Genomic DNA, 25,018 nt, shown 5'->3' on the forward strand with positions numbered 1-25,018 from the left:
TGGTCGCACGCTCGTGGAGAGTCACCGCACCACCGTTCCCACCGGCTATTTCGAGACAAGGACGTGCGCGGCAATGGCAGTGGCCACGAACCTTTCCGACTCCGACGTCACCTCCCCGCCCGAGCCGGGCCTCACCCCGGCCGAGATGGTCGCGCGGGCCGAGGCCATCGCGGCGACCCTGGTGGCGCGGCAGGCCGAGACCGAGGAGCGCACCTTCTACGCCGAGGACACCCACCGGGAGTTCCAGCGGGCCGGGTTCTACCGGGTGCTGGTGCCGCGCCGCTACGGCGGCTACGAGTTCGGCATCGACACGTTCCTGCGGATCGCGATGGCGCTCACCCGCGGCTGCCCGTCCACCGGGTGGATGTACTGCCTGGGGCACGCGCACGCGCTGGTGGTGGCCTCGCTGTTCGAGGAGCGGGCGCAGGCCGAGGTGTTCGCCGGCGGCGACTTCATCTGCCCGGCCACCGTGGCGCCGGCCGGCACCGCCCGGCGCACCCCGGACGGCGACTGGCTGCTCACCGGGACCTGGAACTACTGCTCCGGCTCGCCGTACGCGACGCACTTCATCGGGCACACGATGGTGCCGGCCGGCGAGGGCGGCGACCTGGCGCCGATGATGTTCATCGCCGCGCGCGAGCAGTGGCGGCGGCTGTCGGACTGGGGCGGCCAGCTCGGCCTCAAGGGCAGCGGCTCGCACAGCATCGCGATGGACGGCGGCCTGGTGCCGGCGCACCACACCCTGCCGAGCCACATGAGCCAGGTCAGCGTCACCGACGGCACCCCCGGCCGCGACCTGCACGGCAATCCCGAGTACGGCGGCGGGCAGCTCAGCTTCATGGTGATGGAGGACGCGATCCTCGCGGTGGGCATGGCGCTGGGCGCGCTGGACGCCTACGAGGAGCTGATGCGGTCGCGGATCACCATGTTCCCGCCGAACGTGCCGCGCACCGAGGACCCGGACTACCAGTTCTGGTACGGCCAGGCGGCCGGCATGATCGCCACCGGCGAGGCGGCGGTGCTGCAGGCGATCCGGCAGTGGACCGAGACCTGCGCGCGCGGGCCGGCCGCGGTCACCAAGGAAGAGGAGATGCGGATCGCCGCGATCTGCCACCAGGTGGTCGACCTGTGCTGGCACGCGGTGGAGAACTACCTCTTCCCGACCGCCGGGTCCAGCGCGGTCCGGCAAGGGCAGCGGATCGAGCGGGTCTGGCGGGACATGTCGATGTTCCACAGCCACGCCGGGTTCGCGGTCTTCCTGTCCACCATCGCCAAGCGGGAGCTGGCCCGGGCCCGGTTTGGTGTCGGCGAGGACGCGCACGCCTGATCCGAGCGCCGGGCCGGTGAGGCCCCATGCGCCTGACCCGCGCCAAGGCGCGCTCGCGGATCGGGCCGGACGCGCCGCTTGACCCTCGTGGCGGTGTTTTCGCGGGACGAGCCGGACGCGCCCGCCCGATCCGCCATCGGCCGTGACGCCCCGGCCGGCCGGGCCAGTGCCCGGCCGGCCGGGGCGTTCTCGTGCCCGCCGGTGGCGCGCTGCCGCGCACCAGAAGTCACGGATTCCCCCCAGTGCACCCTTGTCGCATTGTTCAAACCGGTTTAGCATCCGTTCAAACCGGTTTAGTACGCGCGTTTCCGTACCCCGACCGCCGCGCCCCGGACGCCGCACCCCGTCCCGCCGCCCCCGACGTCCCCTTCCCTCCGCACCACCGCTCGCGGACGGCACCCCGGTGCCGCCGACCGAAGGAAAGCCCGTGAAACGACGCTCGCTGCTGCTCGGCGGCCTCGCCCTGCCCGTCCCGATGCTCCTGCCCGCCACCGCACAGGCCACCGCCCGGGCCGCCGGCCCTGCCCGCACCACCGCCCGGCTCACCAGTCTCGCCCACCTGGACTTCCTGCGGCAGGACGTCCGGCCGCCGGACCAGCAGGGGCACACCACCTACCGGCTCGCCGCCGAACCCCGGGTGGGCATGCTGTGGACCTACGCCGAGCCCGGCCCGGACGGCACGTTCCGCCGGGTCGGCGGCGGCGCCTACGACGCCGCGACCGACACCTGGGGGCAGGGCGCCTACAACGCCGACGACGTCTCCCGGGCCGCCGTCGTCTACCTGCGGCACTGGCGGCTGACCGGCGCCGCCACCAGCCGGGACGCCGCCCGCGGGCTGCTGCGCGGCCTGACCTACCTGCAGACCGCGACCGGGCCGGACGCGGGCAACGTGGTGCTGTGGATGCAGCCCGACGGCACGCTCAACCCGAGCCCGACGCCCAAGGAACTGCCCGACCCCTCCGACAGCGACGCCTCCTACTGGCTGGCCCGCACCATCTGGGCGCTCGGCGAGGGGTACGCCGCCTGGCGCCGGGCCGACGCCGGCTTCGCCGCCTTCCTGCGCGAGCGGCTGGACCTGGCCATCGCCGCGCTGGACCGCCAGGTGCTCGCCCGCTACGGCGAGTACCTGACGATCGACGGCGAGCGGGCGCCCGCCTGGCTGATCGCCGACGGCGCGGACGCCTCCGCCGAGGCCGCCCTCGGCCTGGCCGCCTACGTCGAGGCGGGCGGCGGCGCGGCGGCCCGCCGGGCGCTGCTGCGGCTGGCCGAAGGCATCGCCGCGCTGTCGGACGGCGACGTGCGCACCTGGCCGTTCGGCGCGCTGCGGCCGTGGGCGCTGTCCCGCTCGGTCTGGCACGCCTGGGGCGCGCAGATGCCCGCCGGCCTGGCCCGCGCCGCGGCCGCGCTGCGGCGGCCGGCGCTGGCCCGGCCGGCGGTCACCGACGCGGCGGGCTTCACCCCCTGGCTGCTCACCTCCGGCGGGCCGGACAACGGGCGCCAGCCCACCCCGGCGGACCGCAACCAGATCGCCTACGGCGCCGACTCGCGCGTGCAGTCGCTGCTCGCGGTGGGCGACACCACCGGCCGGCCCGGCTTCCACCGGCTGGCGGCCGTCGCGGCCGCCTGGTTCTTCGGCGCCAACGCGTCCGGCCGGCCCGCCTACGACCCGGCGACCGGCCGGACCGTCGACGGCATCGCCGCCGACGGCACGGTGAACCGCAACTCCGGCGCCGAGTCCACCATCCACGGCCTGCTGACCATGCTCGCGCTGGACGCCCGGCCCGAGGTGGCCGCGCTCGCCCGGCGCGGCGAGGTGGTGGAGCGGGACGGCTGCCTGGTCGTCGAGGCGGAGACCGGCACGCTGTCGGGGGAGGCGGCGGTGGTCGCGCCGGAGGCCCCCTGGACCGGGGAGTCGCTGTTCAGCGGCTCCTACGTCCGGCTGGGCGCGGGCGGCGGCCTGCGGCTGGCGGTGCCGGCCGCCGGCCGGGACCGCCTGGTGCTCCCGGTGGCCGACCTGCGGCCCGGCAGCCGGGCGGTCACCACCTGGCGGTCCGGCGACCGCCGGCTCGGCGAGGTGCGGCACGGCCGGGTGGGGGAGCAGGGCGACTCGCCCGCGCCCGGCGCGCTGCTGCCGGTGACGCTGGCCGGCGAGCTGCCGGCCGGTGCCACCGAGCTGTCGGCGGCCGCGAGCGGCGGCGAGGCGGTGCTGGACGCGGTGCTGCTGGAACCGCTGGTCTCCCGGCTGGTGCTGCGCGGCGGAGGGCGCGCCACCACCCTGCTGCGCGCGGCCGGCCGGGCGCCGCGGCGGGCCGAGGTACGGGTGCCGGGCGGCGGCGCGGCCACCGCCGAGGTGTACGGGCCGGACGGCGTGCTGCGCCGCCGGGCCGCCGGGCGCGGCACCTTCCAGGTGGACGTGCTGCCCGGCGGCTTCACCCTGGTGCAGAGCTGACCGCGCCACGGGCCGGCGGGGGAGGCGTCGAGATCCCTCCCGCGCCGGCCGGCGGTCAGGTCCGGTCGCCCGGCGTCCGCTCGCTCAGGCGGGGCGGTGCGCGACGGCGATGAGGTAGCCCATCTGCGGCAGCAGGCCGATCGGGTTGCGGAAGACCTCCAGCAGCCCGGCGGCCTCGGCGCCGTACTTGGCCACCAGCTCGTCGTACCGCTCGTTCACCGCGTCGTAGACCCGGCGGGCGGTCTTGCCGGTGTGCTCGCTGATGTCGCTCAGCTCGGCCAGCTCCAGCCCGGCGCCGGCGACCAGCGCGCGGTAGGCGTCCGCGTCGAGCAGCGGGCTGGCCTGCATCTCGGCCATGTGCTCGTGGATCAGCCGGGCGTCCTCGCCGGCCAGCTCGCCGTGCTGCAGCAGGTCGGTGATGACGACCCGGCCGCCCGGCCGCAGCACCCGGCGGATCTCGCGCAGGGTGCGCGTCCGGTCCATGTGCATCAGCGCCTCGAACACCCACACCACGTCGAAGGAGGCGTCCGGGTAGGGGAGGGCCAGTACGTCGGCGTACTCGAAGGCGACCCGGCCGGCCAGGCCACGCTCGGTGGCCCGGCGGTTCGCCTCGTCGATCTGGGCCTGGTTGTTGGAGATGCCGACGACCTGCGCCGGCGTGGCCTCGGCGAGCCGGAACGCCGAGGTGCCGATGCCGCACCCCACGTCCAGCACCCGGCCGCCGGCCGAAAGGCCGGACTTCTCGATGAGCAGGTCGGTCAGCCGGTCGGTGGCGACCTTGTTGGAGCTCTCGTCGTCGGCGGAGAGCCAGTAGCCCTGGTGGAAGTTCTCGTCCCACAGCTCCACCAGGATCAGGTTGGAGATGTCGTAGAACTCGGCGGTCTGGTCGGATAAGTCGGATAACTCGGCTGAACCGGATAAGGCAGGTTCGGTGGTCATGTCGGGTCCTCGGTTCCACTCGATGGACGGGAAAGGCCCCGCCGTGGCGGGGCCGGGTGCCGGTCGGCCCGCGGTCAGCGGGCCGGCTTTCGGGCGGACATGATGACGTAGCCGATCTGGTCCTTGCGGGGCGCGAAGAACCCCAGGTGCCGGCGGGAGAACTCCGTCAGCGCCTCCTCGCCGAACTTGGCGGCGATGGACTCGCGGTCCTCCATCGCGGCCCGCAGGTACTTGGTCTTCTTGCCGAACACCCGCGGCCCGCATTGGGTGTACTCCTCGACCTGGAAGCCGGCCTCCCGCGTGTAGGCGATCCACTCGGCCAGCGTGGGCAGCTCGCGCAGCCGCAGGGTGTCCATGAACTTCGCCACCCGCGCCGGGTCGGCCGCCGACTCCAGGCTGAAGTCGGAGAAGGAGATCCGGCCGCCGGGCCGCAGCACCCGGAACAGCTCGCCGAGCACCTGCCGCAGGTCGGGGGCGTTCTGCAGCGACTCCAGCGCGAGCACCGCGTCGAAGGAGTCGTCGGGGTAGGACAGCGCCATGAAGTCGCCGTACTCGAAGCGTGCCCGGCCGGCCACGCCGTTGGCCGCCGCCCGCTCCTGGGCCTTGGCGATCTCGAAGGCGCTGACCGTCACCCCGGTGACGTGCACCCCGTAGGTGCGGGCCAGGTATATCGCGGTCTCGCCGGGGCCGCACCCGGCGTCCAGCACCCGCTCGCCGGGCCGCAACCCGAGCGTCTCGGTGACCTTGCGGCTGATCCGGTGCACCGCGTCCTTCAACGGCGTGGCGTCCTGGTCGTCGTACCAGTACCACATGTGCATCTGGCCGTTACGGAACTCGTCCCCGATCGGCGAGCGCTCGTCATAATGGACGCCGATATCGGCCGGGTCGACCATTTCCTTCGTCATGCGCGGACCCTCTGGCTCTCGGTGGCCGGCGTGGAGTGCGATCGTTCGCTGTGCGCCCATCCTCGCGGCGATTCGGCCCGCGCCGCATCTCCGCGCGTGCGCTCTCCCCAGCCGCCACCACGGGTTCCGGCCGCCTGCGCACCTTAGGAGAAGACGCCGGGAAAGGGCCGGTGCCACCATTTCCTGAGCGGATGTCCACCCTCTCGCCATTTCTCGGGTTCTCGGTTTCTCGGGTTTTCGGAAAGGACGCGCACATGAGTGTCTCCACCACGCGACCGGCCGTCGCCGGTCCGCTGGACGATTTCGCGAACGCGGCCCCCGATCGCCTGGACGCGGAATTCCGGCGGCTGGCGGGCGCGGTGTGGAACGGCGGCGCGCCGGACGCCGCGGCGCCGGCGGCGGTGCCGGACATCGTGGCCGCGCTCGGGCGGGTGGACGACCGGCGCAAGGGCTACCTGGCGGTGCTGCTCGGGCTGCTCGCCGAGGCCGAGTACCCGCGCAGCGGCCCGCTGACCGCCGCCGTCCGGGACGGCCTCGGCGCCTACCTGGACCTGGTGGCGCGCGCGGAGCGCGGCACGCCGCTCACCCTGGCCCTGCTCTACCTGCTGTCGCACTTCCCCGCCGACCGCGAGCGGGTGCTGGCCGCCACCGCGCACCTGGCGCTGGACGAGGAGGACCGCACCCGGCTGGAGCGCGGCCTGCGCGAGCTGGACCCGGCCGCCCCCGACCTGGGCCGGTGCTGGCCCGCGCCGTCGGTCTGGAAGCTCACCGCGGAGGAGCGCGAGTTCGACCGCCAGTGGATCGGCGGCCTCACCCCCGCCCAGATCGCCAAGAACTGGGAGAACGACACCCGCACGATGCTCGGCTACTCCGGCGCGATGGCGTACTGGGCGGTGCGCAACGGCACCCCGCCGGTCGAGGTGCCGACCCCGCCGCCGGCCGGCGTGCCGGCCGCCCCGGCCGCGCCGGCCGGTGAGCTCGGCGTCGACGCGTTCGCCCGGTACGCGGCCGAGCTGCGCTGCCCGGCCTGCTCCGGGGCGCTGGACTTCGGCGCCGACGCGGTCCGCTGCGCGGCCTGCGCGGTGCGCTACCCGATCGCCCGCGGCATCCTGGACCTGTCGGAGGGTGTCAGCGAGTCCTCGGCCGACGCGCCGCACGAGGCGACCGCGAACCTGCTGGCCAAGCTGGCGGAGATGCCCAGCATGGGCGTCTACTACGAGACCGTGCTGCGCCCGGCGTTCCTGCGCATCGCCGGCGCGAACTGGGGCGGCGCGGTGACCCCCGCCGACGAGGACGGCTACATCGCCCGGCGGATCCGGCCGGTCGACGGCCCGGTGCTGGACCTCGCCTGCGGCGCCGGCCGGTGGACGACCGTGGTCGCCCAGACCGTGGGGCGGGACCGGCTGATCGGGCTGGACATGGGGCTGCCGATGCTCACCGTGATGCGCGGCAAGCTGCCCGAGGTGCCCGCGGTGCGGGCCAGCGCGCTGGACATCCCGTTCGGTGACGGCACGCTGGCCGCGGTGAACTGCTGGAACGCCCTGCAGGCCTTCCCCGACGACGCCGAGCGGGCCGTCGCCGAGGTGGGCCGGGTGCTGCGCCCCGGCGGCACCTTCACCATGATGACGTTCCTGTTCGACGAGGACCCGGTCGCCCGCTACTTCCAGGAGTCGCACTTCTTCCCCAGCCGCCCGGAGGGGATGCTGCTGTTCGAGCTGCCCGAGCTGCGCCGCTGGCTGGCCGATGCCGGCATGTCGGTGGTCGACGCCTCCGGCCCGGGCTCCTTCGCCTTCATCACCGCTGTGAAGGACTGACCCCGGAAAAACCCCCGCGGACCCTACCGGCCCGCCGCGATCCGCGCGGCGGGCCGTCGGCGTGTCCGGCCGCCGTCGTGGCGGGCGTGGCCGGCTCGCCTCCGGCCCGGCCCGCGCGAGACCCTTCTCCCGTCCGGGGTGGCGCCCGCCGCCCGGACAAATAGTTGACACTGACTAATCGATGCTGGATAGTCGATATCGACTATCGGGATGAGGGATCGTGGAGAAGCGGCGCAAGGTGGCCAACCCGCTGGCGCTGGCCGTGCTGGCCTGGCTGGTGGCCGAGCCGATGCACCCGTACGAGCTCGGCAAGCGGCTGAAGGAGACCCGCAAGGACCGCAGCGTCAAGTTCAACCGCAGCTCGCTCTACATGGTCGTGGAGCAGTTGCGGAAGGCCGGCTTCATCGCCGAGCAGGAGACCGTCCGCGATACCCAGCGCCCGGAGCGCACCGTCTACCGGCTCACTCCGGCCGGACGGGACGAGCTCTACGACTGGATGCGCGAGCTGGTCGCCGAGCCCCGGCGGGAGTACCCGCACTTCGGCGTGGCGCTGTCGCTGCTCAGCGTGCTGCCCCCGCAGGAGGCGGTGGAGCTGCTCACCCGGCGGCTGGCCGCGCTGGACGCCGAGGCCGCCGAGATCCGGGCGGAGATGGCCGGGGCCACCGAGGGCGGCGTGCAGTGGATCTTCTTGATCGAGGAGGAGTACCGGCTGGCCGTGCTGGCGGCCGAGCAGCGCTTCGTCACCACCCTCACCGAGTCGCTCAGGCAGCCCGGCTACGCGCGGGCGTGGCACGACATGTTCGGGAGAGAACCATGACATCAGCCAGGACGGCCATCGTCGTCGGCGGCGGCATCGCCGGGCCGGTCGCGGCGCTGGCGCTGCGCAGGGCCGGCATCGAGGCCACCGTGTACGAGGCGTACGCGGAGACCGCCGACGGGGTGGGCGGCATGCTGTCGGTCGCGCCGAACGGCCTGGACGCGCTGCGCGCCGTCGGCGCCGAGGAGGCGGTGCGGGCGGCCGCCCGGCCCTCGGCCCGCATGGTCATGACCGACGGCCGGGGCCGGCGGCTCAGCGAGCTGCCCGGCCTCCCCGGCCTGCCCGCCTCCCAGGTGCTGTGGCGGTCCGACCTGTACCGGGCCCTGCACGACCACGCCGTGGCCGAGGGCGTGCCGGTCCAGACCGGCCGGCGGCTCGTCGCCGCCGAGGAGACCGCCGGCGGCGTCACCGCGCACTTCGCCGACGGGAGCACCGCGAGCGCCGACGTGCTGGTCGGCGCGGACGGCATCCGCTCCACCGTGCGCGGCCTGATCGACCCGGCGGCGCCCGGGCCGCGGCACGTCCCGCTGCTCAACTTCGGCGCGCTCGCCGGCGTCCAGGTGCCCACCGACCCCGAGACGATGTACTTCGCCTGGGGGCGGCGCGCCTTCGCCGGCTATTGGCCCCACGACGAGGGCACCGCCTGGTTCGCCAACGTGCCGCACGCCGCCCCGATGACCGCGGCCGAGGCGCGGCGCACCTCGCCCGCCGAATGGCTGGCCCGGCTGCGCGAGGTGTACGCCGGCGACGTGCCCGCCGCGGAGCTGGTCCGGCACACCCGGCCGGAGGATCTGCAGATCTTCGGCACCTCCGAGATCATGCCGCCGGTGCCGCACTGGTACCGCGGCCGGATGGTGCTGGTCGGCGACGCGGTGCACGCGCCGTCCCCGAGCTCCGGCCAGGGCGCGGCGCTGGCCGCCGAGAGCGCGGTCCAGCTCGCCCGCTGCCTGCGCGACCTGCCCGACGTGCCGTCCGCGTTCGCCGCCTACGAGGCCCTGCGCCGCGCCCGGGTGGAGAAGGTGGCCGCCCGCGCCGCCCGCACCAACCAGAGCAAGGGCCTGGGCCCGGCGGCCCGGGCGGTGATGGGGGTGATCATGCCGCTGGCCTCCCGCGCCTTCTTCACCCCCGAGAAGGCCCACGGCTTCGAGCAGCGCCACCACATCGACTGGGACGCCCCGGTCAGCGCCGCGCTCACCGCCGTGCCCCCGGCGAAGGTCTGACACTGCCCGCCCCGGACGCCGGGCGGTACCCGGAGTGGCAGGTCGAGCACGCGCTCGTGCACCTGACGGGCCGGGTACAGGTCGATCTCGCCACCGAAGGCGTCAAGGGAGCGGGCCACGTTCCTCCCGCTTCGCCCGGGCTAGCCTCGCCCGCCGGAGCGGGTCACGACCTCCGCCCACCCGAGCCCGCGCCTCGCCCGCGCGAGCGACCCCGGGCTCGCCGGGCAGAGGGAGGCGGCGCGCGGCTCGCCGTCCTAGGCTTGGCGACGCCGGATCGGGAGGAGCGCCGTGCTGTACCTACCCGGGGTGTCGCGCGGTGACGCCCTGATCGCCGCGGCGGCGGTGGCCGCCTCGGTGGCACCCATGCTGGTGCCGTACCCGCGCGCCTGGTGGGCGGTGGCGCTCGCCGTGCTCGGCGCGGCACCGGTGCTGTGGCGGCGCACCCATCTGGTGGCCGCCGGCCTGGTGGCCGGCGCCGCGACCACCGCCCTGGCGCTGTCGCAGAGCGCGCTGGCCCACCCGGTGCTGCCCTTCCTGCCGTACGGCCCGCTGATCTGCACCTACACCTTCGCCGCGCAGGCACCGCCGGCCTGGCGGCCGATCGGCGTGGCCGGACTCGCCGCCGGGGTGACCGCGTCCCTGGTGCTGCCGCACGAGAGCCTGGACACCTCGCGGGCGGTGTTCACCTCGTTCGTCGCCGCCTACGCGCTGGGCGCCAGCACCCGGGCCCGGCGCGCCCAGCGCGAGGCGGACCGGGAGCGGGCCCGGCGGCTGGCCGAGGAACGGGCCGCCGCGGTGGCCGAGGAGCGCACCCGCATCGCCCGCGACATGCACGACATCGTCACCCACTCGGTCGGCCTCATGATGGTCCAGGCCGAGGCGGGTCCGCTCGCGGTACGCACCCACCCGGCGCGGGCCGAGGCGGCCTTCGAGGCGATCGCCGACGCCGGCCGGGACGCGGTCGGCCAGCTGCGTGCGATCCTCGGCACGCTGCGCGGCCCCGGCGGCCCCGACCCGCGACCTGGCGCGCTGCCCGGCCTGGACGCGCTGCCCGACCTGGCGGACCGCACCCGGCGGGCCGGGGTCGCGGTCACCGTCGAGGAGCACGGCACCCGGCGGCCGGTGCCGCCGGCGGTGGGCGTGGCCGCCTACCGGATCGTCCAGGAAAGCCTGACCAACGTGCTGCGGCACGCCGAGGTCCCCGCCGCGCTGGTCCGGCTCGCCTGGGAACCGCGCACGCTGACCGTCGAGGTCACTGACGGCGCCGGTGACCGCCAGGGCCGGCACCGGCGGGTCGGCCGGACGGGGCCGGGGCGGGCGGTGCCGTGGCCGGGCGGGACCGGGACGCCGCCGCCGGCCGGCACGGTGACGGGCACGGTGACGGGCACGGTGACGGGCACGGCGACGGGCACGGCGACGGGCACGGTGACGGGCACGGCGACCGGCGCCGCCGCGACCGATCGACCGTGGCGAGGCCGGCGGGCGGGACGCGGGGAAGGGCGCCGGGAGGAGTACCACGGGGGCCACGGCATCATCGGGATGCGCGAGCGGGCGGCGGCCTGCGGCGGCACCCTCACCGTCGACCCGCGCGGGTTCACCGTCACCGCCGTCCTTCCCCTCGCATGAGCGGCCCGCTGCGCGTCCTGGTGGCCGACGACCAGGACCTCATCCGCGGCGGGTTCGCCATGATCCTCGACGCGCAGGACGGCATCACCGTGGTCGGCGAGGCCGCCGACGGCGCCGAGGCGGTCGAGCGCGCCGTCGCGCTGCGCCCGGACCTGGTGCTGATGGACATCCGGATGCCGCGGCTGGACGGGGTGGCGGCCACCGCCGAGATCTGCCGCCGTACCTCCGCCAAGGTGCTGGTGCTCACCATGTACGACGTGGACGAGCACGTGTACGACGCGCTGCGGGCCGGCGCCGGCGGCTTCCTGCTCAAGGACGTCCGCCGGGACGACCTGGTGCGGGCGGTCCGGCTGGTCGCCGCCGGGGAGGCGCTGCTCGCTCCCTCGGTGACCCGGCGGCTGGTGGAGGACGTCGTCCGGCGCGGCACGGCGCGGCCGGAGCTGCGTCGGCGGCTGGCCGCCCTGACCGACCGTGAACGCGACACGCTGCGCCAGGTCGCGCGCGGTCTGTCCAACGCCGAGATCGCCGCCGAGCTCACCGTCAGCGAGCACACCGTGAAGACGCACGTGAGCAGCGTGCTGGGCAAGCTCGGCCTGCGCGACCGCGCCCAGGCCGTGGTGTTCGCCTACGAATCCGGCCTGGCCGTCCCGGGTGCCGAATAGCACCGGACCAGGATCTGCGGGCGGCGGCGTGCGACGGCCGTCCGGCGCCGCATCGTCCGGCGCCGCATCGTCCGGCGCCGTGCCGGCCAGTGCCGTGCCGGCCAGTGCCGTGCCGGATGCCGCGCCGGCCGGATCGGTCGCCCGCGAGAGGGAGGGGCGGTCCGCTCCGGCGGGCGATGTGGCGGGCGGCGCGGGCGGAACAGACTCTGGCCGTTCCACCGATCAGAGGAGGATTCGATGCCATCTGCCATCGCCGCCGCCGTCGCCGCCACGGTGGCCGCGCTGACCCTGGCCGCCGCGCCCGGCGCCGTACCGTCCGCCGCCGTACCGTCCGCCGCCGCGCCGTCCAGGGCCGCGCCGGTCGCCAGGACGGCGGCGTCTCCCGTATGGTCCGCCACCGCACCGGGGGGCGTGGTCCCGGCCGGCGCGCGCCCGGCGGGGGAGTGCGCCGCCCGCACGTCGCTCGGCGCGGTGGCCGGGACGGCCAGGGGCGGCGTGTGCGCGTTCCGCGGCATCCCGTACGCGCAGGCCCCGGTCGGCGCGCTGCGGTTCCGGCCGCCGCGGCCGGCCCGGCCCTGGCGCGGCACGCTGCGCGCCGTGGACGGGACGCGGGTGTGCCCGCAGTTCCGCGACGATGTGTCGGAGGAGTACCCCGACGCCCGCCCGGTGTACACCGACGAGGACTGCCTGTACCTCAACGTGTGGACACCGAGCCCGGACCGCCGCGCCCGGCGTCCGGTGATCGTCTTCATCCACGGCGGCGCCGCCCGGTTCGGCGGCGCGAACGAGCCGCGCTACGACGGCACGGCGCTCGCCGCCCGCGGGGACGCGGTGGTGGTCACGCTGAACTACCGGCTCGGCGCGTTCGGCTGGGCCGAGCTCGGCCACCTGGACCCCGCCTACCGGGGGTCGGGCAACAACGGGCTGCGTGACCAGATGGCGGCGCTGCGCTGGGTGCGGCGGCAGGCTCGCGCGTTCGGCGGCGACCCCGGGCGGATCACCGTCGCGGGCGAGTCGGAGGGCGCCATCTCGATCAGCGCCATGCTCGCCACCGACCACCCCGAACGGCTGTTCCGCCGGGCGGTGCTGCAGAGCGGCAGCGGCGCGCTGGTGCACTCCGCGGCGCTGGAGCGCCGGCTGGCCCCCGCGCTGCCGGTGCGCAGCGTGGCCGAGCTGGCCGCGCTGCCCGCCGCCCGCGTGCTGGAGCTGCAGGAGCAGGCGGTGGCCACCGTCCCCGGTGCGGCCGGCGGCGCGCTGTACTTCGGCCCGTACATCGACGGCACGCTGGTCCGTGGCCCGGTGACCGAGCGGGTCGAGGCCGGGCATGCCCGCCACGTCGAGCTGCTGGTGGGGAGCAACCGCGACGAGGTGAACTACTTCGCGCAGTTCACCCCCGGTGGGCTGCCGGCCTTGGCGGCCCAGTACGACGCGCTCTTCCCGGCCGCGCTGGCCGACCGGCGCGAGGAGATGACCAAGGTGTACCGGGCCGGGCGGAGCGAGCAGCAGGCGGCGCTGGCGATGTTCACCGACCAGATGGTCCGGGTCCCGGCCACCCGGCTGGCCGACGCGCAGAGCCGCTGGCGGCGAACGTTCACCTACCGGTTCGACTGGGCGCCGTCCGGCGGGCTCGGCGCCGTGCACACCGCCGAGCTGCCGTTCGTCTTCGGCAGCCTGCGCTTCACCGGCATCCCGGGCGGCGCGGACGCGCTGCGCGCCGACCCGGCCGGGCTCGGCCGGCTGTCCGGCCGGATGATGGACGCCTGGACGTCGTTCGCCCGCACCGGCGACCCGGGCGCGGGCGGCGCGGCGCCGTGGCCGGCCTACTCGGTGCCGCGCCGGGCCACCAAGATCTGGGATCTGGCCCCGCGGACCGAGGACGACCCGGCCGGCGCCGAGCGCGCCCTGTGGGACGCGATCCCCTTCGACGCGCTCGACCTGTGACCCGGCGGTCCCGGCCGCATAGGGGCCGGCCGGGACCGCCGGGATCACAGCCCGAGCTGCCGAGCGATGATCATGCGCTGGACCTCGCTGGTGCCCTCGCCGATCTCCAGGATCTTCGCGTCCCGGTAGAACCGGGCCACCGGGAAATCGTTCATGAAGCCGTAGCCGCCGAAGATCTGGGTGGCCTCGCGGGAGTTGTCCATCGCCGCGTTCGACGACACGAGCTTGGCGATGGACGCCTCCTTCTTGAACGACTCGCCGCGCAGCATCCGGGCGGCGGCCTGGTAGTAGGCCAGCCGCGCGGTGTGCACCCGCGCCTCCATGTCGGCGATCTTGAACTGGATGGCCTGGTACTCGCCGATCTTCCGGCCGAACGCCTCACGCTCGCGCACATACCGCAGGCACTCGTCCACGCAGCCCTGCGCGAGCCCGACGCCGACCGCCGCCAGCGCCAGCCGGCTCTCGTCCAGGATGGCCAGGAACTGGGCGTATCCGCGGCCCCGCTCGCCGAGCAGGTTCGCGGCCGGCACCCGGCAGCCGGTGAACGACAGCTCGTGGGTGTCGGAGGCGCACCAGCCGACCTTGGAGTAGGACGGGGCCACCGCGAAGCCCGGCGTGCCGGCCGGCACCATGATCGCGGAGATCTCCTTGCGGCCGCCGTCCCGGGTCCCGGTCACCGCGGTGACGGTGACCAGGCTGGTGATGTCGGTGCCGGAGTTGGTGATGAACGACTTGCTGCCGTCGATCACCCAGTGATCGCCGTCCAGCACGGCCCGGGTGCGGGTCGCGCCCGCGTCGGTGCCGCCGCCCGGCTCGGTCAGGCCGAACGCGGCCAGCGCCTCCCCGGCGCACAGCGCGGGCAGCCACCGCTCCTTCTGCTCGCGGGTGCCGAACCGGTACAGCGGCATCGCGCCGAGCGAGATGCCGGCCGACAGCGCGACGGCCACCGAGGAGTCGACCCGGGCCAGCTCCTCCAGCGCCACGCACAGCGCCAGATAGTCGCCGCCCGCGCCCCCGTACTCCTCCGGGAAGGGCAGCCCGAACAGTCCCATCCGCCCCATCTTGGCGACCAGGGCGTACGGGAACTCCGCCCGCTCGTACAGCCCGGCGACGACCGGCGCGACCTCGGTGCGCGCGAAGTCGGCCACCGTCTTGCGCAGCGCCTCGTACTCCTCGTCCAGCCGGAAGTCCATCACAGTTCCCTTCGTGCGGTGGCGCGGCGGCCGGGACGGGTCAGAGCGCGACCGAGGTGGTCAGCCCGCCGTCCACCCGGATCTCCTGGCCGGTGATGTACGACGCGCGCGACGACAGCAGGTACAGCACGGCGTCCGCGATGTCCTCGGCGGCGCCCAGCCGGCCGATCGCCACCTGGCTACGGCACTCCTCCTGCGCCTCCTCGGTGCTCGCCGCGGCCTCGAACATCTCGGTGACGATGTAGCCGGGGCTGACCGCGTTGACCCGGACCCGGCGCGGGCCGAGGTCGGCGGCCAGGCTGCGCACCATGTTGATCACCGCGGCCTTGGTGGCCGCGTAGACCGGGGTGAACGCCAGCGCCCGGTGGGTCAGCCAGGAGCCGTTGACCACGATGGCGCCGCCGTCCGCCAGCAGCGGCAGGGACTTCTGCACGGTGAAGAACACGCCCTTGAAGTTGGTCCCCACCAGGCGGTCGAACTCCTCCTCGGTGACGTCGCCGGCCCGGGCGAAGCCCAGCGCGCCGGCGTTGGCGAAGACGCCGGTCAGCTCGCCGAACCGGTCCCCGATCCGGTCGGCGAGCCGGTCCAGGTCGGCGGTGCTGGACACGTCGCACGGCACGGTCAGGACGCGGTCGCCGGCGTCCAGCTCCTTGGCGGCCGCCTCCAGCTTGTCGGCGCGGCGGCCGGCGAGCACCACGTTCGCGCCCGCCTCGACCAGGCGTCCGGCGGTGGCCAGCCCCATCCCGCTGCCGCCACCGGTGATCAATACGGTTCTGTCTTTGAACTCGGCCATGCCGCCAGCCTCACATCCGCGCCGCGGGCCGACATCTCCGCGATTGCTGACTTATTTTCACCGGCCTCTTTCCGGGGTGTTCCCTAATCCCGGGCAATGGCCGTCCAGGTGCGGAGCACAGCATTTCCGGAGATGCGGTGCCGCTTGGGCGGACGTGACGATGTAGCGGTGCCGATCGGCGGCCGAAAGCGTATTACCCGGGCGAATGTCAATCGCCGCCCGCGCGCCCGTCCCCGCCGACCGGACCGGCCGAAGAGGTCAAGGAAGGAGCCTGCCGTGCCTCGTACCCGTAGCTAGCGCATCGCCGACGGCAGACCGTACGGACCCCAGGACGCGCCCAGGCCGGGCCGGCGCCGCGCGACGCCGCCGCCCGACGGAGCCCCTGGTGACGACGGTGGCAATCCAGTACTCATCCCAGCGCGGCGGCCACCGCGCCGGCCGGGACACCTCCGGCCGCGCCGGCCGGTCCGCCGCCTTCGGGAAAGGCGTTCCCGGCGCCGCGATCGGTGATTCCGGCCCGCGGAACAACGCCTTTCCGTAGGCCGCGCAGAACATGCCGGACGCGCCCCGGCCGGACGCGCCGCCGGTGGCCGATCGGGCGCGGAATTCCCGGTCCATCACCGATGGACCCGCCGCAGAGACGATGCCGGACCAGAATACGGATTTTCGAGGAGATGACCACGATGGGCAACGACGCCAATACCCGCGCGGTGGTGCTCGGCGGGAGCCTCGGCGGGCTGTTCGCGGCCAGAGTGCTCGCCGACGCCTACGACGAAGTCGTCATCGTCGACCGCGACAAGCTGGTCGACGTCAAGGACGCCCGGCGCGGCTGCCCGCAGGGCCGGCACATCAGCGGCCTGCTGACCCGCGGCCAGCGCGCGATCGAGAGCATGTACCCAGGCATCACCGAGGAGCTCTTCGCCGACGGCGTGCCGCGGGGCGACCTGGCCGGCACCGTCCGGTGGTACGTGCGCGGCAAGCGGCTCAAGCAGCGCGACGCCGACATGCTGTGCGTGGGCGCCAGCCGGCCGATGCTGGAGTACCACGTGCGTCGGCGCACCCAGGCGCTGGGCAACGTGAAGTTCGCCGAGCGGCACGACATCCTCGGCCTGGCCGCCACCTCGGACCGTCGCAAGATCGTCGGGGTGCGGGTGCAGGACCTGGACGCCGACCGCGGCGTGGAGACCATCGACGCCGACCTGGTCGTGGACGCCACCGGCCGCGGCTCGCGCACCCCCATCTGGCTGGAGGACCTCGGCTACCCCCGGGTCAAGGAGGACCGCAAGAAGATCGGCCTCGGCTACGTCACCCAGCACTACCGGCTGCGCAACGACCCCTACCAGGGCGACCTGTCGATCAACGGGGTGGCCTGGCCGAAGCTGCCACGCGGCATCCTGTTCGCCAAGACCGACGGCGACCGGGCCGAGATGACCACCTACGGCATCCTCGGCGACCACCCGCCCACCGACCAGGCCGGCCTGTTCGAGTTCATCCGGTCCCTCGGCATCCCCGAGGTGTACGACGCGGTGATCAAGGCCGAGCCGCTGGAGGAGCCGGTCGCGTTCCGCTTCCCGACCACGCTGCGGCGCCGCTACGAGGACATGGACCGCTTCCCCGACGGGCTGCTGGTCGTCGGCGACGCGGTCACCACCTTCAACCCGGTGTACGCGGGCGGCATGACCGTGGCCGCGCTGTCGGCGCTCACCATCCGCGAGCACCTGCACAGCGGCGCGGCCCCCCAGCCGCTGGACTACTTCCGCGACCTGGCCCGCAACGTCATCGACCCGCCGTGGCAGATGACCCACAACGTCGACCTCAGCTTCCCCGGCGTGGAGGGCGAGCGCCCGCTGTCGCTGAAGCTGGAGCAGGCGTTCATGAAGCTGGTGCAGACCGCCGCCGCCCGCGACAGCCGGGTCACCGCCGGCTACATGCGCGTCGCCGGCCAGGTCGAGCACCCCAAGACGCTGATGAAGCCGAAGTTCCTGCTCCGCGTGCTGCTCGCCGCGACCGGGATCACCAAGCCGTCGCCGGACCGCCCGCGCAACCGGGCCGCCGAGCGTCGCGAGGTCCCGATCTCCTGACCCGGCCCGGTGGCCCTGGCCGCGCGACGGCGCGCGGCCCGGGCCCCGTGTCCGGCGCGGACCGCCCGCCGCACCCCGCCGCGGCCGCGCGCCCGTCCATCCCCGCGGACGGCGCCGGCCGCGGCGTGCGGGGCGCCGGAGCCGCCCCGCGCGGCGGGCACCCGCGACCGCCGGAGGCCGGCCGCGCCCGGCCGTCACCGGCCCGCGGCGCGGCGGTGCGAACCTGGAAGGAAGCCAGAGTGACCGAGGCATCTGCGGCCGGCGGGCCCGCCCCCCGGCGCGCCGCGCCATCACGCGCCCAGGACGCCGCCTGGTTCCTCGACCGGTTGACCCCCGGCTCGCCGGCCCACCATCTCCACCGCGTGTACCGGGTGACCGGCGACCTCGACCTGGCGGCCCTGTCCGCCGCCTGGCAGGCGGTCGTCCGGCGGCACGACGCCCTCCGGACCACCCTCCCGGCCCCGGACGGACACCCGGTCCGGCACATCTCCGCCGATCCCACGTGCTCGCTCACTTACACCGAACCCGCCGCCGGTGCGGCGGCGCGGGCGGAGGCGGTGGCCGCGCGGTGGTGCGCCGCGACGGTCACCGCCCCGTTCGACCTGGCCACCGGGCCGCTCGCCCGGCTGGCGGTCGCCGCCCTGGGCGGCGGCGAGCACCTGGTGGCCCTGGTGCTGCACCGGGCGGTCGCCGACCCGCGATCGATGGCGATCGTCGCCGGCGACCTGTCCCGGTGCTACGCGGCGGCCGTCGCGGGCAGGCCGATGCCCGCGGCGGCCCCCACCGCCCCGCCCGCATATCCCAAAGAGTCCCTGCGGGCCGAGCCGTTCGTGCCGTCGATGCGTACCGGCCGGGCCGGACGGCACGGCGCGGACGCGCCCGTCGCCGAGGATGCCGCGCTGATCGCGTGGTGGGTGGCGGCGCTGGCCCCGCTGCCCGCTCCGCCCGCGCTGCCCGCCGACCGGGCCGGCGGCACCGGACCGTCGCACCGGCCCGGACGGCTGCCCTTCGACTGGGGCACGAGCCTGTTCCGTGGCGTGGCCGAGCTGGCCCGCGCCGAGGACACCACGCCGTTCGCGGTGCTGCTGGCCGCCTGGCACAGCCTGCTCGGCCGGTACGGCGGCGACGACCGCGTCCTGGTCGGCGTCCCGGTGGACACCCGGCCGGACGCGGCCCACGCCGGGGAGGCCGGCCCGTTCGAGGACCACCTGGTCATCTGCGCCGACCTGTCCGGACGGCCCGGCCTGCGGCGGGTGGCCGGCCGGGTGGCCGCCGCGGCCCGGGAGGCGTCCGCGCACGCCGTGCCGTTCACCGACCTGGCCCGGGCGCTCGACCCCGGACGCGGCGCCTACCGGACGCCGGTCACCGAGGTGACGTTCACGCTGCGCGCGGCACCCGAGGCGCGGCTGGAACTGCCCGGCACCCGGGTGCGGCCGGTCGCGGCCGAGGACGGCTGGAGCGGCGCGGCGCTGGCCCTGACGGTCGACGCGGCCGGGCCGTCCCTCACCGGCGAGCTGCGCTACCGGGAGGACCTGTTCTCCGCGGGCGCGGCCGGCCTGGTCCTCGGTCAGCTGCACGCCTTGCTGGCCGCCGCGCTGCGCGACCCCGACCACCCGGTCGCCGACCTCCCCTTGGCCCCGCCCGCCGATCTCGCACCGGACCCGGTGGATGCGCCGATCCGGCCGGTGCAGGAGCTGGTCCGCGAGCGCGCGGCCGAGATTCCGGACGCCGTCGCGGTCCGCTGGGCCGGTGCCGATCTCACCTACCGCGAGCTGGTGGCCGGAGCCGCCCGAGTCGCCGCCGCGCTGCGTACCGGGGAAACCGGGGACGGGGTCGCCGGGCGGCCGGTGGCGGTGCGGATGGGACCGGGCGCGCGGCAGGTGATCGCGCTGCTCGGCGTCCTTGAGGCCGGCGCCCACCTGGTCTGCCTGGGTGCCGGCGACCTCGGCGAGCGCGGCCGGGCGGTGCTGTCCGACATCCGGCCGGTCCGCCTGCTGGTCGACGGGGAGGCCGGCGACGACCTGGCCCGCTGGTACCGCGACGAGCTCGACGCCCCGGTGCTCGACCTGTCCGTCCTGCCGGGGGACGAGGACGTGCCACCGGTCGCGGCGCCGGTCGTACCGGCCGCGGAGGCCTGGGGATACGTGGCCTACACCTCCGGGTCCACCGGGCGGCCGAAAGGGATCGCGCACACCTGGCGGACCCTGGCGCAGTTCGTCACCTGGTTCGCCGGCGAGTTCGGCGTCCGGCCCGGGGCGCGGGTCGCCCAGTGGGCGGCGCCCGGCTACGACGCCGCGCTGATGGAGGTCTTCGCGGCCCTGGTCGCGGGCGGCACGCTGTGCCCGGTGCCGGATGACAGCCGCGGCGACCCCGACAAGGCGGCCGGCTGGCTGGCGGCCGAGCGGATCACCCTGTTCCAGACGGTGCCCAGCTTCGCCCGCGGCCTGCTGACCGCGATCCGGGACGGCGGCCCGGCGGCCTACCCGGGAGCGCTGGACCACCTGCTGCTGGCCGGGGAGCCGCTGCCCGGCGAGCTGGCGAACGGCCTGCGCGACGCGCTGCCGGGCGCGCGGCTGGTGAACCTGTACGGCCCGACCGAGTCCATCCTGGCCACCTGGCACGAGATCACCGGGCCGGTATCGGGGGTGGCGCCGGTCGGCCGGCCCATCCCGGGCCGGCAGGTCCTGGTGGTGGACGGGTTTGACCGGCCCTGCCCGCCCGGGGTGACCGGCGAGATCGTGATCCGCGGCCCGCACGTCACCCCCGGATACGTCGGCGCCGCCGCCGGCGACCGGGCCCGCTTCCGCCCGCTCACCCCGGGCCCGGCGGCGGCCGTCGAGGCAGACGAGCCCGCCCCGGCCGCCGATGCGGGCGGAGCCGGTCAGGCCGGCCTGGCGGCCCGGTTCACCAGGGCGGACCAGCCCGGCCAGGCGGACCGGCCCGGCCAGGCGGACCGGCCCGGGGCACCGGTACCGGCGTATCGGACCGGGGACCGGGGGCGGATCCGGTGGGACGGCGCGCTGGAGTTCGGCGGGCGCGCGGACTTCCAGATCAAGTTCAACGGCGTCCGGCTGGAGCTCACCGACATCGAGGCGGCGCTCGCCGCGCACCCGTCGGTGGCCGAGTGCGCCGTCGTCGCGGTCCGCGGGCCGGACGGGCTGGTCAGCCGGCTGGTCGGGTACGTCGTGCCGCGCGGCGAGGCCGCGGCGGACGCCTGGCGCGCGGCGCTGCGCCGCCGGTTCGGCAAGGGCATGCCGCCGGTGTCGTTCCGCGCGCTCGGCGAGCTGCCGCGCAACGCCGGCGGCAAGGTGGACCGCGCCCGGCTGCCGCGGCCGTCCCGCCCGTCGGCCCGGGCGGCCCGCGCCGCGGCCACGCCGGCCGGCCGGGCGGTCGCCGCCATCTGGTCGGAGGTCCTGCACGCCGGCCGGCCCGGCGCCGTCGCCCCCGAGCCGGACGTCACCTTCTTCGCGGCCGGCGGGCATTCCCTGCTGGTCCCTTCGCTTCTCGACCGGATCCGCACGCGTTTCGGAGTGGACATTCCGGTGGCCCGGTTCTTCGCCGATCCGACACCGGCCGGTCTTTCCGCACTTGTCGAGTCTCTTATCGATTCGCACGCCGTACCGACCGAAGCAGTAACCCAAACCATGATGGGGTGAGTGAACGTGACTCTGGTGGAAACCGAACGGTCAGTTGATTTCGACGGCGAGAGCCTGGAGATCGCCGACGTCCGCCGGGTGGCCGAGGACTGGGCGCCGTGCACGATCTCGTCGGCGGCGCTGGCCCGGGCGGCCACCAGCCGGCGGATGTTCGAGGACACCGTGCGGGAGAACATCCCGGTCTACGGCGTCACCACCGGCTACGGTGAGATGATCTACATGCTGGTCGACACCTCCAAGGAGGTGGAGCTGCAGACCAACCTGGTCCGCAGCCACAGCGCCGGCGTGGGCCCGCTGTTCGCGCAGGACGAGGCGCGGGCGATCCTGGTCGCCCGGCTGAACGCGCTGGCCAAGGGCTACTCGGCGGTGCGACCAGAACTGCTGGAGCGGCTCGCGCTGTACCTTAACCTGGGCATCACCCCGGCCATCCCGGAGATCGGCTCGCTCGGCGCCAGCGGCGACCTGGCGACGCTGGCGCACATCGCCACCACGCTCATCGGCGAGGGGTACGTGCTGCGCGACGGCAAGCGGGTCGAGACCGGCACCGTGCTGCGCGAGCACGGCATCGAGCCGCTGCAGCTGCGGTTCAAGGAGGGCCTGTCGCTGATCAACGGCACCTCCGGGATGACCGGCCTCGGCAGCCTGGTCGTCGGCCGCGCCCTGGAGCAGGTGCGCCAAGCCGAGATCGTCACCGCGCTGGTGGTGGAGACGCTGCGCGGCTCGACCAGCCCGTTCCTCGCCGACGGGCACGACGTGGCCCGCCCGCACCGGGGCCAGATCGACACCGCGGCCAACATGCGCACGCTGATGCGCGGCAGCGGCCTCACCCTGGAGCACGCCGAGCTGCGCCGGCAGGCGCAGGAGGCCAAGAACGGCGACGGCGTGCACCGCACCGAGGTCTACCTGCAGAAGGCCTACACGCTGCGGGCGATCCCGCAGGTGGTCGGCGCGGTCCGCGACGCGCTGTACCACGCGGTGGAGAAGCTGAGCATCGAGCTGAACTCCTCCAACGACAACCCGCTCTTCTTCGAAGGCAAGGAGATCTTCCACGGCGCCAACTTCCACGGCCAGCCGGTCGCGTTCGCCATGGACTACGTGACGATCGCCCTCACCCAGCTCGGCGTCTTCTCCGAGCGGCGCACCAACCGGCTGCTGAACCGGCACCTCAGCGACGGCCTGCCCGAGTTCCTGGTCGCGGGCGACCCCGGCCTGAACAGCGGCTTCGCCGGCGCCCAGTACCCGGCGACCGCGCTGGTCGCCGAGAACCGCACCATCGGCCCGGCCAGCACCCAGAGCGTGCCGTCCAACGGCGACAACCAGGACGTGGTCAGCATGGGCCTGATCGCCGCCCGCAACGCGCGCCGGGTGCTGTCCAACAACACCCGCATCCTGGCCGTGGAGTTCCTCGCCGCGGCGCAGGCGGTGGACGTCTCCGGCCGCTTCGACGGGCTCAGCCCGGCGGGCAAGGCGACCTACGAGCTGGTGCGCTCGCTGGTGCCGACCCTGGACCGCGACCGGTACATGTCCGACGACATCGAGCTGGTGGCCGCCGCGGTGTCGCGCGGCGAGTTCCTCAAGGTCGCCGAGGCCGCCCAGATCGAGCTGCGCTGACCGTACCGGACCGGCGGCCGCCAGCGGCCGCCGGTCGGCAATCCAGAATAACGGCGGCTCGGCCCGGAATGGTTACAGTGAGAACGGATCAGCGGTATTCACCGTCCGGGCCGGGCGGCCGTCGATAAACGCCGGGAATTGATTCACCGGCCCGCCGTCCGACCGGCCGGCGGAGGAAGAAGGAGGAATCGAGGCGTCATGACGATTTCCACCGTGCCGGCGGCACCAGGCGACGTCGCGGACCGGATTCCGCTCTCCTTCAACCAGGAATTCCTCTGCAATTTCGACCGCGGCGACGGCGAGGGCCCGTTCGGGCCCAAGTACAACATCGTCTGCGGCTGGCGGCTGGCCGGCCCGGTGGACGCCGGCACGCTGCGCGCCGCCCTGGACGACGTCGTGGTGCGGCACGAGGCGCTGCGCACCCTGATCGTCCGCGACCCGGGCGACCGGTACCAGAAGGTGCTGCCACCGTCCCCGGCCACCCTCCAGGTGCGCGACCTGTCCGGCACGGCGCCGGGCGAGCGCGAGCTGCGCGCCGAGGAGCTGCTGGTCGAGGTCGAGTCGGGGGAGTACGGCATCGACGAGCTGCCGCTGGTGCGGGCGGTCCTCGGCCGGTTCGACGAGCGGGACGCGGTGCTGATCCTGGTCGCGCACCACACCGCCGTGGACGAGTGGTCGATGCGCCTGGTCATGCGGGACCTGGCCGGCTTCTACGCCGCCCGCACCGGATACCCGGCCGAGCTGCCGCCCGCCCTGCAGTACCGCGAGTACGCGGCCTGGGAGCAGGCCGCCGGCGGCGGGGCGGGGGAGCGGCCGCGCGCGTACTGGCGGGACAAGCTCGCCGGCGCCGGCATCCTGGCCCTGCCCACCGACCACCCGCGGTCGGCCGGGCTGCCCAAGTCGACCGCCTGGCACCGGTTCTGGATCCCCGCCGAACTCACCACCGAGGTGCTGCGGATCGGCCGCGGGCTGCGCGGCTCGCCGTTCATGGTGCTGCTCGCGGCGTACGCCACCCTGTTGCGCCGGATGACCGGGATCACCGACGTGGTGGTGCCGACGTTCACCTCCGGCCGCGGCAGGCCCGAGTTCCAGGACACCGTCGGGTCGTTCTTCAACTTCGTCCCGCTGCGCATCGACCTGACCGGGTGCGTCACCTTCCGCGACGTGGTGGCGCGCACCCGCCGCACCTGCGTCGAGGCGTACTCCAACGACATCCCGTTCGCCGTGGTCATCGGCGAGGCCCCCGAGCTGATGCTGCCCTCCATGGCCGACGACCGGGCCGCGTGCGCCTTCCAGGTGTTCCGCTCGCCGCTCGCCACCGAGGAGCGGGCCGGCGACCTGCGCTACACCGAGATCCGCCGGCGGCTCATGTCGCAGCCGGTGGGCGGCGACATCCCCGACGGCGCCATGTGGCATCTGGAGATCGACGCCTCCGGGGACATCGTCGGCACCCTCGGCTACAACACCAACCTCTTCGACGAGGCGACCATCGCCGGCATGGCGGCCGGGTTCCACCGGGTGCTCGGCAGGGCGGTGACCGCCCCGGACGAGCCGCTGGAGTGGGCCTGAGGCGCCCCGCCACCGGTCACCATCGATTCGCGAAACCGACCAGCCGTCGCCGAACGGCACGACAGGGCCTGCCCAGGCAGGCGGGAGGACATCATGACCACAGGCAGCAGCGGCACGACGGCGGCCGGCCCGGAGCTCACCGCGGCGGTCGAGAAGATCTGGCGGGACGTCCTGCAGGTGGCCGAAGGCGAGGACGACGCCACGTTCTTCGAGCTGAACGGCGAGTCGATCTCCGCCAACCGGCTCACCTCGCGCATCGAGGCCGAGTTCGGCGTGCGCATCGAGGTGGGCGACCTGTTCGAGGAGGACCCGGACGCCGCCGGCCTGGCGCGCATGGTCGCCGACCGGCTCGGCGACCCGTCCCGGGTGTGACCGCGCGGCGGCGCGCCGTACGGCTGACCAAGTGACGAAAGGT

At 74.9% G+C, this 25,018-nt stretch carries 17 protein-coding genes; 13 read left to right on the forward strand and 4 right to left on the reverse strand.

Annotation, left to right across the window (positions count from 1 at the left end; translation table 11 throughout):
- Window positions 1–73 precede the first annotated feature (73 nt).
- Both Sru01_RS06100 and Sru01_RS06105 read left to right on the forward strand, forming a co-directional pair.
- Complete coding sequence (locus Sru01_RS06100; protein WP_203982875.1) at window positions 74–1,327, forward strand: acyl-CoA dehydrogenase family protein; 1,254 nt, start codon at window positions 74–76, stop codon at window positions 1,325–1,327.
- A 427-nt stretch (window positions 1,328–1,754) separates the two neighbouring features.
- Window positions 1,755–3,776, forward strand: a complete 2,022-nt coding sequence (locus Sru01_RS06105; RefSeq protein WP_203982876.1) for a hypothetical protein — start codon at window positions 1,755–1,757, stop codon at window positions 3,774–3,776.
- 84 nt (window positions 3,777–3,860) lie between these two features.
- Here Sru01_RS06105 and Sru01_RS06110 read toward each other — a convergent pair whose 3' ends face one another.
- The gene (locus Sru01_RS06110) at window positions 3,861–4,715 is read right to left on the reverse strand and encodes an SAM-dependent methyltransferase (RefSeq protein WP_203982877.1); all 855 of its coding nucleotides are present in this window, start codon (window positions 4,713–4,715) and stop codon (window positions 3,861–3,863) included.
- Window positions 4,716–4,789: 74 nt separating this feature from the next.
- On the reverse strand, window positions 4,790–5,620 hold the full coding sequence (locus Sru01_RS06115; RefSeq protein ID WP_203982878.1) for a methyltransferase domain-containing protein: 831 nt from the start codon (window positions 5,618–5,620) through the stop codon (window positions 4,790–4,792).
- Window positions 5,621–5,874: 254 nt separating this feature from the next.
- On the opposite strand from Sru01_RS06115, the gene Sru01_RS06120 reads away from it, so the two are divergent.
- The 6 genes from Sru01_RS06120 to Sru01_RS06145 all read left to right on the forward strand — a co-directional run bounded on the left by Sru01_RS06120 (window position 5,875) and on the right by Sru01_RS06145 (window position 13,700).
- The gene (locus tag Sru01_RS06120) at window positions 5,875–7,434 is read left to right on the forward strand and encodes a class I SAM-dependent methyltransferase (protein WP_203982879.1); all 1,560 of its coding nucleotides are present in this window, start codon (window positions 5,875–5,877) and stop codon (window positions 7,432–7,434) included.
- A gap of 220 nt (window positions 7,435–7,654) precedes the next feature.
- Window positions 7,655–8,251 carry a PadR family transcriptional regulator gene (locus tag Sru01_RS06125; RefSeq protein WP_203982880.1) on the forward strand — a complete coding sequence of 199 codons (597 nt, stop codon included), beginning with the start codon at window positions 7,655–7,657 and terminating at the stop codon, window positions 8,249–8,251.
- A complete protein-coding gene (locus Sru01_RS06130) occupies window positions 8,248–9,471 on the forward strand; it encodes an FAD-dependent monooxygenase (protein WP_203982881.1) in 1,224 nt (407 codons plus the stop codon). The genes Sru01_RS06125 and Sru01_RS06130 overlap by 4 nt, the downstream gene beginning before the upstream one ends.
- A gap of 288 nt (window positions 9,472–9,759) precedes the next feature.
- Window positions 9,760–11,097, forward strand: a complete 1,338-nt coding sequence (locus Sru01_RS06135; RefSeq protein WP_203982882.1) for a sensor histidine kinase — start codon at window positions 9,760–9,762, stop codon at window positions 11,095–11,097.
- Window positions 11,094–11,759: a response regulator gene (locus Sru01_RS06140; protein WP_203982883.1), complete on the forward strand. Its 666-nt coding sequence runs from the start codon at window positions 11,094–11,096 to the stop codon at window positions 11,757–11,759. Before Sru01_RS06135 ends, Sru01_RS06140 begins: the two co-directional genes overlap by 4 nt.
- A gap of 237 nt (window positions 11,760–11,996) precedes the next feature.
- Complete coding sequence (locus Sru01_RS06145; RefSeq protein ID WP_203982884.1) at window positions 11,997–13,700, forward strand: carboxylesterase/lipase family protein; 1,704 nt, start codon at window positions 11,997–11,999, stop codon at window positions 13,698–13,700.
- A gap of 44 nt (window positions 13,701–13,744) precedes the next feature.
- Here Sru01_RS06145 and Sru01_RS06150 read toward each other — a convergent pair whose 3' ends face one another.
- Together Sru01_RS06150 and Sru01_RS06155 are read right to left on the reverse strand one after the other, a co-directional pair.
- Window positions 13,745–14,893 carry an acyl-CoA dehydrogenase family protein gene (locus Sru01_RS06150; protein ID WP_373869492.1) on the reverse strand — a complete coding sequence of 383 codons (1,149 nt, stop codon included), beginning with the start codon at window positions 14,891–14,893 and terminating at the stop codon, window positions 13,745–13,747.
- Window positions 14,894–14,933: 40 nt separating this feature from the next.
- Window positions 14,934–15,686 carry an SDR family NAD(P)-dependent oxidoreductase gene (locus tag Sru01_RS06155; protein ID WP_203982886.1) on the reverse strand — a complete coding sequence of 251 codons (753 nt, stop codon included), beginning with the start codon at window positions 15,684–15,686 and terminating at the stop codon, window positions 14,934–14,936.
- A gap of 674 nt (window positions 15,687–16,360) precedes the next feature.
- On the opposite strand from Sru01_RS06155, the gene Sru01_RS06160 reads away from it, so the two are divergent.
- The 5 genes from Sru01_RS06160 to Sru01_RS06180 all read left to right on the forward strand — a co-directional run bounded on the left by Sru01_RS06160 (window position 16,361) and on the right by Sru01_RS06180 (window position 24,975).
- Window positions 16,361–17,767, forward strand: a complete 1,407-nt coding sequence (locus Sru01_RS06160; RefSeq protein WP_203982887.1) for an NAD(P)/FAD-dependent oxidoreductase — start codon at window positions 16,361–16,363, stop codon at window positions 17,765–17,767.
- 239 nt (window positions 17,768–18,006) lie between these two features.
- Window positions 18,007–21,423, forward strand: a complete 3,417-nt coding sequence (locus tag Sru01_RS06165; protein ID WP_203982888.1) for an AMP-binding protein — start codon at window positions 18,007–18,009, stop codon at window positions 21,421–21,423.
- Entirely contained in the window at window positions 21,424–23,034 is a 1,611-nt protein-coding gene (gene cmdF / locus Sru01_RS06170; RefSeq protein WP_203982889.1) for a tyrosine 2,3-aminomutase, read from the forward strand. It abuts the gene before it with no gap.
- A gap of 198 nt (window positions 23,035–23,232) precedes the next feature.
- On the forward strand, window positions 23,233–24,603 hold the full coding sequence (locus Sru01_RS06175) for a condensation domain-containing protein (protein WP_203982890.1): 1,371 nt from the start codon (window positions 23,233–23,235) through the stop codon (window positions 24,601–24,603).
- A gap of 93 nt (window positions 24,604–24,696) precedes the next feature.
- Window positions 24,697–24,975, forward strand: a complete 279-nt coding sequence (locus Sru01_RS06180) for a phosphopantetheine-binding protein (protein ID WP_203982891.1) — start codon at window positions 24,697–24,699, stop codon at window positions 24,973–24,975.
- Window positions 24,976–25,018: the final 43 nt, after the last annotated feature.

It is taken from the genome of Sphaerisporangium rufum, assembly GCF_016863395.1.
Classification (GTDB): domain Bacteria; phylum Actinomycetota; class Actinomycetes; order Streptosporangiales; family Streptosporangiaceae; genus Sphaerisporangium; species Sphaerisporangium rufum.